This window comes from Paenibacillus barengoltzii G22 (assembly GCF_000403375.2).
Lineage (GTDB): Bacteria > Bacillota > Bacilli > Paenibacillales > Paenibacillaceae > Fontibacillus > Fontibacillus barengoltzii.
Map to the genome: position 1 here is coordinate 1,198,333 of NZ_KE159652.1, position 15,296 is coordinate 1,213,628.

18 protein-coding genes are annotated in these 15,296 nt (G+C 52.2%); 16 read left to right on the forward strand and 2 right to left on the reverse strand.

Translation table 11 applies throughout. The annotated features are described in order from the left end of the window. Positions 1-160 precede the first annotated feature (160 nt). Positions 161-1,867, forward strand: coding sequence for a proline--tRNA ligase (locus C812_RS05540; protein ID WP_016311690.1), 1,707 nt, complete (start codon positions 161-163; stop codon positions 1,865-1,867). Between the two features lie 76 nt (positions 1,868-1,943). Continuing rightward, positions 1,944-2,918, forward strand: a complete 975-nt coding sequence (locus C812_RS05545) for a patatin-like phospholipase family protein (protein ID WP_016311691.1) — start codon at positions 1,944-1,946, stop codon at positions 2,916-2,918. Positions 2,919-2,959: 41 nt separating this feature from the next. On the opposite strand, the gene C812_RS05550 is transcribed toward C812_RS05545, so the two are convergent. Both C812_RS05550 and C812_RS05555 read right to left on the reverse strand, forming a co-directional pair. After that, positions 2,960-3,286, reverse strand: coding sequence for a hypothetical protein (locus C812_RS05550; protein WP_016311692.1), 327 nt, complete (start codon positions 3,284-3,286; stop codon positions 2,960-2,962). A 5-nt stretch (positions 3,287-3,291) separates the two neighbouring features. Further along, positions 3,292-4,290, reverse strand: coding sequence for a DUF1385 domain-containing protein (locus C812_RS05555; protein ID WP_016311693.1), 999 nt, complete (start codon positions 4,288-4,290; stop codon positions 3,292-3,294). 187 nt (positions 4,291-4,477) lie between these two features. On the opposite strand from C812_RS05555, the gene C812_RS05560 reads away from it, so the two are divergent. From C812_RS05560 to C812_RS05625, 14 genes are all read left to right on the forward strand, one after another. Next, entirely contained in the window at positions 4,478-5,038 is a 561-nt protein-coding gene (locus C812_RS05560) for a YqhR family membrane protein (RefSeq protein WP_016311694.1), read from the forward strand. A gap of 68 nt (positions 5,039-5,106) precedes the next feature. After that, a complete protein-coding gene (gene aroQ / locus C812_RS05565; RefSeq protein WP_016311695.1) occupies positions 5,107-5,550 on the forward strand; it encodes a type II 3-dehydroquinate dehydratase in 444 nt (147 codons plus the stop codon). Between the two features lie 50 nt (positions 5,551-5,600). Next, positions 5,601-6,674 (forward strand): M24 family metallopeptidase, encoded by a 1,074-nt coding sequence (locus C812_RS05570; protein WP_016311696.1) that lies wholly within the window; start codon positions 5,601-5,603, stop codon positions 6,672-6,674. A 164-nt stretch (positions 6,675-6,838) separates the two neighbouring features. Next, positions 6,839-7,396 (forward strand): elongation factor P, encoded by a 558-nt coding sequence (gene efp, locus C812_RS05575; protein WP_016311697.1) that lies wholly within the window; start codon positions 6,839-6,841, stop codon positions 7,394-7,396. A gap of 209 nt (positions 7,397-7,605) precedes the next feature. Next, on the forward strand, positions 7,606-8,859 hold the full coding sequence (locus tag C812_RS05580) for an aspartate kinase (protein ID WP_016311698.1): 1,254 nt from the start codon (positions 7,606-7,608) through the stop codon (positions 8,857-8,859). Between the two features lie 133 nt (positions 8,860-8,992). Further along, entirely contained in the window at positions 8,993-9,259 is a 267-nt protein-coding gene (locus C812_RS05585; protein WP_009225772.1) for a YqhV family protein, read from the forward strand. Positions 9,260-9,388: 129 nt separating this feature from the next. Next, a complete protein-coding gene (spoIIIAA, locus tag C812_RS05590; protein ID WP_016311699.1) occupies positions 9,389-10,387 on the forward strand; it encodes a stage III sporulation protein AA in 999 nt (332 codons plus the stop codon). Beyond that, on the forward strand, positions 10,380-10,898 hold the full coding sequence (spoIIIAB, locus tag C812_RS05595; RefSeq protein WP_016311700.1) for a stage III sporulation protein SpoIIIAB: 519 nt from the start codon (positions 10,380-10,382) through the stop codon (positions 10,896-10,898). Before spoIIIAA ends, spoIIIAB begins: the two co-directional genes overlap by 8 nt. Positions 10,899-10,958: 60 nt before the next feature. After that, positions 10,959-11,162, forward strand: a complete 204-nt coding sequence (gene spoIIIAC / locus C812_RS05600) for a stage III sporulation protein AC (RefSeq protein ID WP_009225775.1) — start codon at positions 10,959-10,961, stop codon at positions 11,160-11,162. Between the two features lie 11 nt (positions 11,163-11,173). Continuing rightward, a complete protein-coding gene (spoIIIAD, locus tag C812_RS05605) occupies positions 11,174-11,563 on the forward strand; it encodes a stage III sporulation protein AD (RefSeq protein ID WP_016311701.1) in 390 nt (129 codons plus the stop codon). 32 nt (positions 11,564-11,595) lie between these two features. Next, positions 11,596-12,792, forward strand: a complete 1,197-nt coding sequence (gene spoIIIAE, locus C812_RS05610) for a stage III sporulation protein AE (protein WP_016311702.1) — start codon at positions 11,596-11,598, stop codon at positions 12,790-12,792. Positions 12,793-12,839: 47 nt separating this feature from the next. Further along, a complete protein-coding gene (spoIIIAF, locus tag C812_RS05615; RefSeq protein WP_016311703.1) occupies positions 12,840-13,670 on the forward strand; it encodes a stage III sporulation protein AF in 831 nt (276 codons plus the stop codon). A 20-nt stretch (positions 13,671-13,690) separates the two neighbouring features. Then, a complete protein-coding gene (gene spoIIIAG, locus C812_RS05620; protein ID WP_016311704.1) occupies positions 13,691-14,338 on the forward strand; it encodes a stage III sporulation protein AG in 648 nt (215 codons plus the stop codon). 62 nt (positions 14,339-14,400) lie between these two features. Beyond that, on the forward strand, positions 14,401-15,189 hold the full coding sequence (locus C812_RS05625; protein ID WP_016311705.1) for a SpoIIIAH-like family protein: 789 nt from the start codon (positions 14,401-14,403) through the stop codon (positions 15,187-15,189). Positions 15,190-15,296 lie beyond the last annotated feature (107 nt).

The following is a 15,296-nucleotide window of genomic DNA, read 5'->3' on the forward strand; positions in this document are numbered from 1 at the left end:
AGATTTCCTCTGCGGAAATTGAACACGTGCCGGTCCCCAACCGTTATCATGGTTAGAGCACCGTTTGAGCTTGATCGACGGTGGAAATAGGGTGGTACCACGACACATTCGTCCCTTGACGAATGTGTCTTTTTGTTTTCAGATGAAGGAGGTCATTGAAATGCGCCAAAGCCGATTATTATCCCCAACCCTGCGGGAGGCTCCATCCGATGCAGAAGCGGCCAGCCATCAGCACCTGCTGCGCGCGGGCTACATCCGCCAATTGGCAGCGGGGATCTACTCCTACCTGCCTTTAGGAAGAAAGGTGCTGCTTCGAATCGAACAGATTGTGCGGGAGGAGATGAACCGGGCCGGGGCTCAGGAACTGCTTCTCCCTGCGATGCAGCCGGCGGAGCTTTGGCAGAGATCCGGTCGTTATGAACGCTATGGCCCTGAGCTGATCCGATTCAAGGATCGGCATGATCGCGAATTTGCTTTAGGTCCAACGCATGAGGAAGTCATCACTTCATTGCTGCGAGATGAGGTGAACTCATACCGCCAGCTGCCTCTAACGGTTTATCAAATTCAGACGAAGTTCCGTGACGAACGTCGTCCCCGGTTTGGTTTGCTGCGCGGTCGAGAGTTCTTAATGAAGGATGCCTACTCCTTTGACACCGATTGGACCGGCTTGGATCGCGCATATCAATCCATGGTTTCTGCTTACGAGAAAATCTTCCGCCGCTGCGGTCTGAAGTTCCGAGCTGTTGAGGCTGCCCCTGGAACGATTGGCGGGGACGGCGGCACCCATGAGTTCATGGCCTTAGCCGATATTGGCGAGGATGTTGTAGCTGTGTGCGGGAATTGCGATTATGCAGCGAATCTTGAAAAAGCGACTTCAGCGCTGCCAGACCCAAGCCTGCAAACTCAATCATCGGCAGCTGACCGTCCCGAAGTGGTTGATACGCCGGGCGTGCATACCATCGAACAATTAGGCCAGTTCTTTCAAGTGGGCCCTGAACATTTCCTCAAAACGCTGATTTACGTTCCTGAGGGGAAAGAGCCAGTTGCGGTCGTCGTACGCGGGGATCATGAAGTGAACGAGCTGAAGGTGGCTGCCTGGTTAGGCGTAGATCACGTGCAGCATGCTGATCATGAGACAGTAGAGAAAATAACCGGTGCCCCGGTGGGGTTTGCTGGCCCGATCGGCCTTATGATCCCGGTCTTGATGGACAGGGAGGCTTCAAACATGGACACAGCGATTGCAGGGGCAAATGCGCCGGACACCCATTTACGCTCGGTCTGCCCAACACGCGATGTAGCTGAAGCCTCCATCGGCGACTTTCGCAACGTGGTGAACGGAGATGCTTGCCCACGCTGCAAGGAGGGAAGGCTCCAATTGTTGCGGGGCATTGAGGTTGGCCATGTGTTTAAACTTGGAACCAAATACAGCGAGCGGTTAGGCGCCGTATTTTTGGACGCCCAGGGGCGTCAGCAGCCGATGATCATGGGATGTTATGGAATCGGCCTTTCTCGACTTATGTCCGCAATTGCCGAACAACATCACGATGAACATGGCCTCATCTGGCCGGTATCGATCGCACCATACCAGGTACACATCATCCCAATTTCCGCTTCAAATGCGCAGCAAATGGAACTTAGCCTCAAGCTTTATGAAGAGTTAACTCAAGCCGGCGTAGAGGTATTGTTGGATGACCGGGATGAGCGCCCCGGCAGCAAATTTAATGATGCTGATTTGATCGGGATTCCTTATCGGATCATCATTGGGAAGTCTGCTGGACAAGGACAAGTCGAATGGGTAGAACGAGCCTCGATGAAGCGAGAGCTGATCCCCATTGATGAAGCAATTCGGCGAATTCACACGCGCTAAGTTCTTTAGTCATACGTACACCTCTCCCAACATACATAAGCAGTAAACTGAATGTGGGTTGGGAGGAGGGCGCCGGATGCTGATTAACGGAGTGTTTGAGGGCGGCGGAGTCAAAGGGATATCGTTGGCTGGTGCGGTCCGGGCAGCCGAAAAGCATGGAGCGCAGTTTCATCGAGTGGCCGGAACCTCATCAGGTTCAATTGTCGCTTCAATGATTGCTGCAGGCTATACCGCAGACGAAATGAAAGAACTGATTATGACGACGTCCTTCACCAAATTTCTGAAGAGAGCGCCCCTTTTTAATTTGGCATTAATTGGCCCCGCTCTTCGGGTTTTGCTGAAAAAAGGCTTGTATGCCGGGGAAGCGTTGGAGGAGTGGATCCGCCAACTTTTACTGGTGAAGGGCATTCGGACGTTTGGCGATTTGGAGCGGGGGAAGCTGACGATCATCGCCTCGGATATCACCAGCGGGAAAATCATGGTACTGCCGGACGATTTAGAGAAGATTGGCATCGACCCAACGACGTTTGAGGTTGCCCGAGCGGTTCGTATGAGCTGCAGCATTCCGTATTTCTTTGATCCGGTGTTGCTGCGATTGCCGCCGAAGCTGGCCAGAGGGAAGCCGTTCACCGAGCAATTTCTGCATATTGTGGATGGCGGATTGCTCAGTAATTTTCCGCTATGGTTATTTGATCAGGAAGAACCGCGGCAAGGCGGGCGTCTTATTCCGACGGTTGGCTTTCAAATGGTCGGCAAAAATACGAATAAACCGCATCGAATCACCGGCCCCTTTACGATGCTGCAGGCGATCGTGGAGACGATGTTGTCGGCCCATGATGAGCGGTATATTGAGCAATCCAACCGCTATCGTACGGTGAAAATTCCGACGCTAGGCATCGGCACAACGCAATTTGATATGAGCGAGGAGGAAAGCCAGCTGTTGTTCGAATCCGGGTTTCTGGCGGGGAACCGGTTTTTCGCCAATTGGAGCCTGCAGCTATATGAAGAACAGTTTAAGAAGTACCAACAAGCAAATGGCACGTTCAAATAAAAGGAAAGGACGGAACCCCAGCGGTTCCGTCCTTTTGCATTTTAATGATATTTCGGCAAATCGTCGTCGTTTTTGCCTTTGTTGCCTTCGATGACTTGAAACGGATAAGTCTTGCGCTTCTCCGTCCGGGGATTCTTCCGTTCCGCGGCCACTTTGGCCATCGTACGCGCGGAAGGCTTGATCTTCGGCTGTTGCGCCTTCCGATATTTCTTCGGCGGATATTTATAAAGCAGGAAGACGATACCAAAGACAGCCACCGGAACAATGATACTACTCCACTCGATTTGATGCTTGATAAACAAACCATCAATAATATAGAACGCGACAAGAAGGACGATGATCCAAAACATGATGCCTTGTTTTCTCATGTTACTCATCCTTTCAAGGGATCCAATGATGTACCAATCGGCGTCTCCATCACGCCGACTTGTTCCAACTGCGCATCCAGCTCGCGCATCCGGTTAAAAGAAGCGATCGATACTTCGACCATATCATCGGTCGGCTCCTTTGTTGTCAACAACTGCAGCCACAGCCCTGGATATCCCAGAAACCGCAGCACCGGAATGTCGCGAACCGCATTCGTGAACCGCAGCATTTCAAAGGAAAGTCCAATCACAAGCGGGAGCAGCAAGATTCGAATGTAGATCCGTTCCCAAACCGTGTCCCAACTGAATATCGGCAGGGAATAAATGATCACGCCAACGATTACCGTTAAGATGATAAAGCTGCTGCCACACCGGTAGTGCAGGCGGGAATATTTTTGTACATTGGCCGGGGTTAATTCTTCGCCTGCTTCATAAGCAGAAATCACTTTATGTTCCGCTCCATGGTATTGGAACAGCCGTTTGATCACAGGGGTCTGGGACATGAGCCACAGATATCCGAGAAGAAGAACAATTTTAATGACACCTTCAACCAAGGAGTGCAACGTCTGGCTGGCAAACGCATGCTGGAACAAATATTGCTCCAAGAGCGCCGGTACCAATGTGAAAATGAGCTTTCCTACGATAAAGGACAAGATCCCTACGACGGCAACTCCAAGCAGCATCGTGAGAGAAAAGCCTGACTCTTCTTTTTCCTTCTGTTTGGCGCGTTCTTCGGGGTCCATCTCGTCATCGGCCATCGCCTCTGCCGAAAAGTTCAGGTGCTTGGAGCCTTTGGCACTTGCGTCAACGATGCTGACGATACCGCGGATCAGCGGGATTTTGCGCAGCTTTTTGACCCATTCCTTATCTTCCTTAGGGACCTCTAAGAAGCTGATTTCCCCGTTTTTCCGGCGCACAGCGGTCACATTCACATATTTCCCGCCAAACATGACGCCTTCTATAACGGCTTGGCCGCCGTAAATCGTCGGTGTGGATTGTTCAGGCAAAACTTTCACCTTCCTATAATGTATAAGTTTGGTTTGGTATAAGCGGCAAGACATCGATAATTTGTAATGATTCCATTGTAACGGACTTTGCGGGCAAATTCTAGTTGGATTAGTCGTTTTGGAAATGTGCATACTAATCTTCAAAAAAAAACGCAGGAACTTATTCCTTTGGAAAGGAAGGATGCGAATGAAAGCGGATAAGGAGAAGAAGCAGAACCGGGTTCAACCGTGGCGCCAGCAACACCGGGAACATACGAATATCTGGCTGTATACGCTGGAAATCGGGTGTTTTGCTGGATTAATTTGGGGCGGCGTGAAGGGGGTATTCTTCTATATGAGATTCACCTCGGTGCTGCCGGGCTACTTGTTGGAGCCGTTCTTCAAAAATTCGTTCTTGCATAGTCAAGCCGGGTACTATTTGGGCTGGCTGTCGTTTATCGGATTATCGATTCTGGCCACGCTGATTTATGTGTTGGCGTTCCGCAAGCTCAAAGGGCCAGGTCCGGGCATTCTATATGGCATTGCCTGGTGGGGAATTTTGTTTGGAGTGCTGGGCCCGTTGCTTGACCTGATCCCTCCGCTGCGCGAATTGTCGCGGACGACGATCATCAGCGAGTTTTGCTTGTATTTGCTGTGGGGGTTGTTCATCGGTTATACCACGGCTGAGGAATACACGGATGAGCGCGCACGTGAACCTAAAAAAACCGGCGAACAGGCGCTTTCCATGGAGGGCGGGGCAAAAAGTTAAAGCTTCTCAAGCGACTCCTACCTATGTTAAAATTATTTTTGGTTATTTTTCGGAAAGGGGGAGCCGCCATGTACCGCATCTTAGTGATGAACGGACCGAACTTAAACATGCTTGGCGTGCGCGAGCCCGGCGTCTATGGTTCCGAGAAACTGGTGGATATCGAAAACCATCTGAAGGAACTGGCTGCGCCAAACGGGCTGGAGTTATCCTTCTTTCAGTCCAATCACGAGGGCGAGCTGATCGACCGGATTCATGCCGCCTACGGAAATACGGATGGAATTGTGTTGAATCCAGGTGCACTCACGCATTATAGCTATGCGCTTCGGGATGCCTTGACTTCCGTAAGCATCCCCGTGGTTGAGGTCCATCTGTCCAATATCCACGCCCGTGAGGCGTTCCGGCACCACTCGGTCATCGCACCGATCGCTGTCGGTCAAATCTCTGGATTCGGATCCTACGGATACGAAATGGGACTACTGGCCTTAAAACGTCACTTGGAGCGGGCAAAATAACGGAGAGATCGTAAGAAGGTTATTACCTTTATAATAAGGGAGAGTTGGTTATGGCGAGTACACGTGTAGCCCGGCTCCGTGAGGCGATGACATCGCAGCAAATCGAAGCCGTACTCATCACCGGAGAAGTGAACCGCTGCTATTTGACGGGATTTACGGGAAGTTCCGGCTATGTCTTGATTACCGATCAGAAGGCTTGGTTGCTCACTGACTTCCGCTATTTAACCCAAGCTGCCGAACAGGCGCCCGGGTTCGAAATCGTGGATCATGGGCCGTCGGTCACTGGAACGATTCAAAGCTTGCTGAAGCAAGAGGGCATCGAACGGCTTGGTTTTGAAGAAGATCAGTTGGTCTATGCCACCTATCGAACTTATGAAAATGAACTGAAGCCGGTGAAGCTGGTACCGCTTAGCGGGTTGGTTGAAGAACTTCGGATGTTCAAGGATGCCGAAGAATTAGCAATTATGAAGGAAGCGGCGGAGTTGGCTGACCGGACCTTCCTGCATATGCTCGACGTTCTGAAGCCGGGGATGAGTGAGTGGGATGCCGCTCTGGAACTGGAAACGTTCATGAAGAAGAACGGTGCTTCCGGGCCTTCGTTCGATACGATTATGGCTTCGGGAGAACGCTCCGCATTACCGCACGGGCGAGCGAGCGAACGCATTATGCAAGCGAACGAACTGGTCACGATGGATTTCGGCGCTTTGTATAAGGGCTATTGCTCTGATATTACGCGGACGGTGGCCTTGGGAACGCCAAGCGCCAAGCTGCGTGAAATCTATGATATCGTTCTGGAAGCCCAGCTGCATACGCTGGAATTCCTTCGTCCAGGAATGACTGGTCGGGAAGCCGACGCCTTGGCACGCGACGTCATTACCCGTTACGGCTATGGTGAACAGTTCGGACACAGTACCGGACACGGCCTTGGAATGGAAGTGCATGAGGCTCCGCGCGTCTCCAAAGCAAGCGACACGGTGCTGAAGCCGGGGATGGTTGTCACCGTTGAACCAGGGATCTACCTGCCGGGAATCGGCGGCGTTCGCATCGAGGACGATGTCGTCATCACGGAAACCGGAATTCGCCGGTTGACGGAATCGACAAAGGATTTTATTTCACTAGGCTAAAATAGGGTTGCCGCCGGTTTTTATAAAGGACCGGATGCCCGGCTGTAGTGCGTGGTTTCGCAGGGTTTCCAAGCGTGGGGGAACAGCAGCTAACGTGAGCAGCTTGAAATTTGGGTATTTTTCAATTTTAATATAGGTGTTAACCCACTTGAGGAGGTACTTTTGTGATTTCAGTAAACGATTTTAAAACAGGCTTGACCGTCGAGGTGGACGGCGACATTTATACGGTGCTGGAGTTCCAACACGTAAAACCGGGTAAAGGTGCAGCGTTCGTCCGCTCCAAGCTGAAAAATCTGCGGAACGGTAACATTGTAGAGAAAACGTTCCGTGCCGGCGAAACCATCAGCCGGGCGATGATTGAAAACCGCGATGTATCCTATCTGTATGCCAGCGGCCAAGAGCATACGTTCATGGATAATGAAACCTTTGATCAATTTACATTGACGTCAGATCAATTGGAATGGGAACTGAACTTCCTGAAAGAAAATATGAACGTAAAAATCGTCAGCTACCAAGGCGAAATTATTGGGATCAACCTGCCAAACAGCGTCGAGCTGAAGGTTATTGAAACGGAACCGGGAATCAAAGGTAACACGGCTACCGGCGCAACGAAGAACGCTAAAGTCGAAACCGGCTTGAACGTTCAAGTACCGCTCTTCATTAATGAAGGCGATGTACTCTTGATCGATACACGCGAAGGTAAGTATATTTCGCGGGCATAATCCCTCAGCAGTTGTTTGGTACAAGGCTCCGCTCCAGGCGGAGTCTTGTACTAATAGGCATCCTCCACCTACCTGGGTGGAGGAATTTTTGTTAATATCGGCAAAACCATTGACGAACTTCGGGTCTTTCGTATTATACTGGTTTAAAGCGTTACTGGATTCAATGGGTTGAACGCTCCGACTTGGAGCACCATTAGGGAGGGTCTGACTTGGCTTTATACGTGATGAAATTTGGAGGCAGCTCTGTAGGCGATACGGAGCGTATACAACGCGTCGCCCGGCGGGTTGTAGACAAACAGCAGGAAGGGCATCAGGTGATGGTGGTCGTCTCCGCGATGGGCGATACGACGGACGATTTGATCGATCAAGCGAAGCTGATCAATCCGGACCCACCTTTGCGGGAAATGGATATGTTGATGACGACCGGCGAGCAAATCTCGATCGCATTGATGGCAATGGCTATCGATGCGCTGGGCGCTAAGGCCGTTTCTTATACCGGTTGGCAAGCAGGCTTCCGCACGGAGGCAGAGCATGGTAAAGCTCGGATTACGGATATTAAGCCGGAGCGGGTGCTCAAGTCATTGGAAGAAGGGTATATCGTGATTGTAGCCGGCTTCCAGGGCTTGACTGAGGACGGAGAGATTACGACGTTCGGGCGCGGCGGTTCGGATACGACGGCCGTCGCTTTGGCTGCGGCGACAAAAGCGGATTATTGTGAGATTTATACCGATGTGGACGGGGTGTATTCAACGGACCCGCGGATTGTGAAGAATGCCCGCAAGCTGAACGAAATCTCATATGACGAGATGCTTGAACTCGCGAACTTAGGTGCGGCGGTTCTGCATCCTCGTGCGGTGGAATATGCGAAGCACAATAATGTACGGCTCGTTGTCCGCTCCAGCTTTAACAATCATGAAGGTACGGTCGTGAAGGAGGAAGTCAATATGGAACAAGGTGTGGTAGTCAGCGGGATCGCCTATGATAAGAACGTAGCCCGAATCAGCATATTGGGCGTATCGCACGTGCCTGGCGTACTGGCGAAGGTGTTTGGCTCTCTGGCGGAGGCCAAGATCGATGTGGACATCATCGTCCAAAGCGGGGTAACGAATGGGAAAGCGGATTTCTCCTTTACCGTAGCCCTGTCCGATTGCGATAAGGCAGTGAAGGTATTGGAAGGGATCCGTAACGAGCTGCCTTATGAGAAGGTAACCTCCCAGGAGGGGCTTGTGAAGGTTTCGATCGTAGGCGCAGGGATGGTCAGCCATCCGGGCGTTGCAGCTCAAATGTTTGAAGTGATCTCCAAGCAAGGCGTTAATATTGAGATGGTCAGCACCTCGGAGATTAAGGTATCTTGCGTGATTGAAGGAAGCAAGCTGAACGATGTCATGAAGGCCTTGCATACCGCATATGGTTTGGACGCGGAGACCACCGCATTTGTTGGCGGTCCGCAAGAACGGCGCTAATCCGTATATCAATTAACTGAAGAACGGTACAAAGGAATCCCTCGAAGCGAATGGCTTCGGGGGATTTTTTTTAATAAATAGAGAGTTTCAGGCATATCGTTAAGAGAACAGATGGGACAAGAAGGAGGTATATATGCTTGATAAATTCGTGACTAGCATGGCGGCCTTGCGAATTTTTTCGGGGACGATCGAAATTCTCGCAGCGCTGCTGATGCTGAAGCTGGGCAGGGTGGACAAGGCGCTGGCCGTTAATTCGGCGCTGGCGTTCGTTGGCCCGACCATACTGCTTGTCACCACGTCGATTGGACTTGCCGGTATGGCCGACAAGCTATCGTGGGGAAAGATGGCATGGATTGGGTGCGGTGTGACTTGTCTCTTAATCGGCATTTTGAAGAAATGATAGAGTTCCCTAGCATATTGACCAAGTACAAGCATACACATGTGATATAGCAAAAAACAATCCAAATAAGAGAAAGCAAATCAGGCGATATGGACCTGCGTGAAAAGTAAGAGTTTTGGGGGTACGCCTATGAACCCAAGTTGGTTAACCGTATTTCCCGACAATCTCCGGGACTTGCTGCTGAAGCTTCCGCCTTCTATCTTTACGGCTTTGGAAGAAATTCGCATTCGCGAGGAACGCCCGCTGGAGATTAATACGGGCGGCCGCTACTATTTTCTAACGCCGGACGGGGAGATGACGCGAAATCCGAACGCCGCATACAAGCCATGCAAGCAGGACGGCAAACGGCTGCTTGACCTGATCACCAACCATTCGCTGTACACGATGGAAGAGGAGCTGCGCAAAGGGTTTATTACGATCGCTGGCGGCCATCGGATCGGACTAGCCGGGAGAACCCTGCTCAGCGGAGGAAGGGTGGAGCACCTGCGTGACATCAGCGGGTTTAACGTGCGGATTGCCCGAGAGATGAAAGGCATTGCGGATCCGATCCTGCCGAGGTTGCTTGATTTCAAGCACAAGACGGTGTATCACACCTTAATTCTGTCTCCGCCCCAACAAGGAAAGACGACGCTAATTCGCGATTTAGCGCGCCAGATTAGCAGCGGCACCTGGGGACATCCCGAGGCCTCCTGGCCGGGGCTCAAGGTTGCGGTCATCGACGAGCGCTCCGAAATCGCCGGCAGTAAGCGGGGCGTGCCCGGCTTTGACATGGGTCCGCGAACCGATGTGATGGACGGCTGCCCGAAGGCAGAAGGAATCATGATGATGATTCGCTCCATGTCACCGGACGTCATCATCGTTGATGAAATCGGTCGACCGGAGGATGCCGAGGCTTTGGCTGAAGCGCTGCACGCCGGCGTTAGGGTCATTGCCACGGCGCATGGTTCAAGCGTGGACGATTTGGTCGCCCGTCCGGCATTGTCCAGGCTGGCGGAGAGCTCTTTCTTCCAAATGTACGCGGTGATTGCGCGGACGGATAAGGGACTTGCCTTTAAGCTGTGGGACGGCAAACGCCGCGGAATTCCGGCGCCTGCCCCTGGATGGAGAGGCAGGGAAGAGCATGCTTAAGATGTTTGGAGCCGCCCTCGTCCTGCTGACTGCCACTTTGGCGGGCTGGCTGAAAGCAAGACAATTCGCAGCGCGGCCAAGCCAGATCCGCAGGCTGATCCTCGCACTAAAGCGGCTCGAGACAGAGATTATGTACGGCTTTACCCCGCTGCCGGATGCCCTCCGAAGAATCGGTGAGCAAAGCGGGGAGCCGATCCGGGGGATCTTCGTTCGGGCGGCAGACCATATGAGTTCCGCTCACCCGCTGACCGCCCAGGAGAGTCTGGAGCAAGCTGTAACAAAGCTGTGGAGCTACACTGCGATGAAGGCGCCCGAGCAAGAGGTCATCAGGCAGCTCAGCATCACGCTCGGGACAAGCGACCGGAAGGATCAGCTGGGTCATATCGCAACAGCGGTGCGGCAGCTTGAGAGCGAGGAATCCGCAGCACGGGAAGAACAGGCCCGCTATGAAAAAATGTATCGAAGCTTGGGGCTATTGTGCGGAGCGTTCATCGTCATTTTGTTCTACTGAATATCATTTCCCTCCACGGCTGATTGACGCCTGTGAAATCGTTAGTGAGGTGCCAAATCAATGAACATAGAAGTGAACGCCATCTTTCAGATTGCTGGCATCGGTATCATCATCGCCATGATCCATACGGTATTGAAGCAGATGGGCAAAGAGGACATGGCGCATTGGGTGACCCTGATCGGGTTTGTGGTCGTTCTGTTCATGGTCATCCGATTGCTTGACAGTCTGTTTCAAGAAATTAAATCGATCTTTTTATTCCAGTAGGTGAGCGCTCCGTGGAAATCATCCAAGTTGTAGGGCTCGGGCTTATCGCAACCGTGCTGGTCCTGGTCGTCAAGGAACAAAAGCCGATGTTCGCATTCCTGATTGCCGCAAGCACGGGCGTTCTGATCTTCCTGTACCTGATCGGAAAAATCGGGGGAATTATCGAGGTGCTGGAGGATCTGGCCGAGAAATCCGGCGTCCAGATGATCTATCTGAAGACGATTCTGAAAATTATCGGCATCGCCTACATCGCCGAATTTGGGGCACAGATCGTCCGGGATGCCGGTCAGGAGAGCATCGCCAGCAAAATCGAAATGGCGGGTAAAGTGCTCATTATGGTGCTAGCCATACCGATTATCAGCATTATTATCGAGACGGTCATCAAGCTGCTGCCGGCTTAGCAGGCGCATTGCATCAGATTGGGGAGAAAGTTATGCCAGCAACGATTGAACGATGGCGCGGGTCTACGCTGCTCTTGATCATCCTAGGGGTCCTGCTGTTTTGGTACATGCCCGTCATCGCCTCCGCTGAAGGGGAAGGGGATAACTGGATCCAACGCCAGGCCAAGGAGCTTCCCACCGATCAGGTCGAAACGTATTGGCAGCAGCTGATGAAGGAGTACGGCGGGTTCTTCCCGGATCAGAAGCTCCCTTCCTTTATGGATATGCTTCTGCAGCAGGACCAGAGCTTTAGTCTTAAGGCGGGGCTAAGCGGCCTGATGCGATATATGTGGCACGAGGTGCTGTATAACGGGCACATCTTAGTGACCATCGTGCTGCTCTCCATTTTTAGTATGATTCTGGAAACCTTGCAAACCGCATTCGAGCGCAAACAGGTCAGTAAAGTGGCTTACTCCATCTGCTATATGGTGATTTTGGTGCTTGCAATCAACAGCTTCCATGTGGCGATCACCTATGCGACGAATGCGATTAGCGGAATGATTGACTTCATGATGGCGATGGTGCCGCTGCTGTTCACGCTGCTAGCTTCTCTGGGCAATGCGGTAACGGTAACCGTGACTCACCCTTTGGTTGTGTTTATGGTCCATGCGGTAGGGACAGCGGTACATACGGTCGTATTCCCGCTGTTGTTCTTCTCGGCGGTGCTGCACATCGTCAGTTCTTTGTCAGACAAGTATAAGCTTACTCAGCTGGCCAATTTACTTCGCACCGTGAGCATGGCTTTGCTTGGGGTCCTGCTCACCGTATTTCTTGGCGTCATCTCGGTGAAGGGCATCGCCGGATCCGTGGCCGACGGGGTCACCCTGCGAGCAGCCAAGTACCTGACCGGCAACTTCGTTCCTGTCGTCGGCAAAGTGTTCGCCGATGCAACGGACACGGTGATCTCGGCTTCCCTGCTCGTCAAGAATTCGATCGGCCTGGTTGGAGTGATCATCCTGCTGTTTCTATGCGCCTTCCCGGCAATCAAGATCATTACGCTGGCACTGATCTTCAACCTGGCTGCGGCGGTGATGCAGCCGCTCGGCGATTCACCCGTGATCGCATGCCTGGAGACGATCGGCAAGAGCATGTTGTATGTCTTCGCAGCGCTGGCCGCGGTGGGCATGATGTTCTTCCTGGCGATCACGATCATGCTGACCGCTGGAAACATCACCGTGATGATGAGGTGAGCCGTCCTAAGGGGACCCAAACGATATACAAGGGGTGGTGATCATGCGTGGACTGGCTGGCGGGGTGGCTAAGAGAAATCATTTTCATCGTATTAATCGCCGTGTTTATCGATTTGCTGCTGCCCAACCGCGCGATGGAGCGTTACGTCAGATTCGTGGTCAGCCTGCTGATCCTGCTAACGTTAATATCCCCGATCATGCGTTTCTTCTCCGCCGATGCCAAAGATCAGCTCGAGGCAGCATTCTCGACGAGCTGGGATGGACTAGAGAGCCATTCCCAGGTTCAAAGCACAGAAGCGATCCTGCAACAGGGCGAGAAGCTGAGGGAGAAGCAGGAATCCGAAGCCTTGGCCTGGGCAGGCGAGGAGGCGGCAAGGCAAATGAAGCAGCAGATCGAGCGCTCGACGGGACAGCAAGTTCAACGAGTAACGGTCAAGCTGAAAACGAAGCCAACGGACAAATCCGGAGCCGGAGGAGTCGCTCCGCTGGCTGCTGAGCCGGTCATTTCCGCGGTAGAGGTTGTCATGGCACAGGTGAAGTCGGAAGAGCAAACCGCAAAGGCCGGTGGAGCCGGACGGGGGCCGGAGGTATCGATCGCACCGGTTGAAAAAATAAAAATCAGCGTAAACACAAGCGATTCCGGCAAGACCAAGGACGCTGAGGGGGAATCCGAAGCGCAGAGCCAAGCGGTGATGGCCGGTACGCCTGAAGAGCCAATGGGCGAGAACGGCTCTGGGGGAGAGGGCAAGACGGTCGCAAGCGATGCCGAGCCAGCCGCAGACCGGCTGGTCTCGCAAATCGAAGACCTGCTCCAGGAGAACTGGGGCGTTGATCGAGAGGCAATCACGGTCCTAAGGGCCGAGCATCTAAATGATTAACACGCCGGGAGGTGAAGAAAGTGCCGGGATGGCTGAAGAAATTGGAGCAATGGTTAGGCAAGGGGACGGACGGCAAAAAGGCCGCAAGTACGTTCCGCTGGCTGTTGATCCTCGGGTTGGTTGGGATTGCCATCATGTTGTTTAACTCCTTCGTTAACGTGAAGCAGCTGGATAACAACGGCGAAGGGAGCCGCGAACCGCCGATGATGCAGGACCTATCGAGTTCGACAGGATCTGCGGGCATCGCGGGTGACGATGATTTCAGCAGCATCGAAACGGCGCTCGAAGGCAAGACCAAAGAGATTTTGGAGAAAATCGTGGGCGTTGGTGCGGTAGATGTGCTGGTTACCATCGATTCGACCGAGGAAATCGTGGTCCAACGAAATATCAAAGATTCGCAGGAGCTGACAGAAGAAAGCGATGCGGATGGGGGGAAACGGCATATCACCCAATATACCCGAGACGGACAGATCGTCACCTACGAAGCTTCCGGCAGCGAGCAGCCGATCGTTACCAAGAAGATCAAGCCGAAGGTTCGCGGCGTGCTGGTTGTCGCCCGAGGAGCTGAGAACAAAACGGTGAAGAGCTTGATCGTCGATGCGGTTGAGAAGGGCCTTAACGTACCGGCCTACCGGATCTCTGTCGTCCCGCGCAAGCAATCTCAATAAGGAAGCAATCGAAAATGAAGGAAATGTTTCGTTCGAATACATTTTGAGGAGGAAAATCCATTATGAAATCCAAAAGACAAACGATTTGGCTGGTTTCCATGCTGAGCTTGATGGTGATTTTATCGGCTTACTACTTATTTACGGAAGAAGGACCGCAACCTGCAACAACAGCTGACGGACAACAGGTGGCTACGACAAATAACGGCATGAATAGCACAGAAGGCGATGACGTGATCCTGTCCGAAGTGACAACGGACGGCACTGAAAACAGCAGCACGATCACGGACGATACAACGGTCGCAGATCAAACGGAGCAATCCACCGATGAGAGCAACAACGAAATTACAGATGTAGCTCAAGAAGACGATACCGCAACCTCCACGGATACGCAAACGGCTGATGCCGGTAAAGCGTCGGGAAATACGGCAGCTGCGGACAATGGCCAGAAGGAAACCACTACAGATGAGGATGTGCTGAGTCAACTGGAAGCTCAAGGCGTCTCCTCTACGGACACGCTGAACGCTTACCAATTCGCTCGCGCTCAGGAGAACATGAAAAAGCAGGAAGAGCTGATGAAAGCGATCAATGAAAACGAATCTCTCGAAGAAGCTGCAATGGCTCAACAAGAATTAAGCGCTTTGGAAGAGAAGGAAGCAAAAATCTATGACATCGAAGAAAGATTGAAACAGCAATATGCCAATGCTGTTGTACAAGAAGCGGACGACAAATATAAAGTCGTGGTGATCAGTGAGAAGATGGAAGCAAAAGAAGCCGTCAGCATCATGGACCTCGTGATCAAGGAATTGGGTGTATCTCAGGATAAAGTCAGCGTACAATATGTGAAACAATAAGGTTATAGGCTCAGTTGAATAGCAACCGAGGAAGGGAAGGGTCCGAGGCAACTTGGACTCTTTCCATTTTGATCGATTATGATATAATACATAAAGTTATGAGCCGA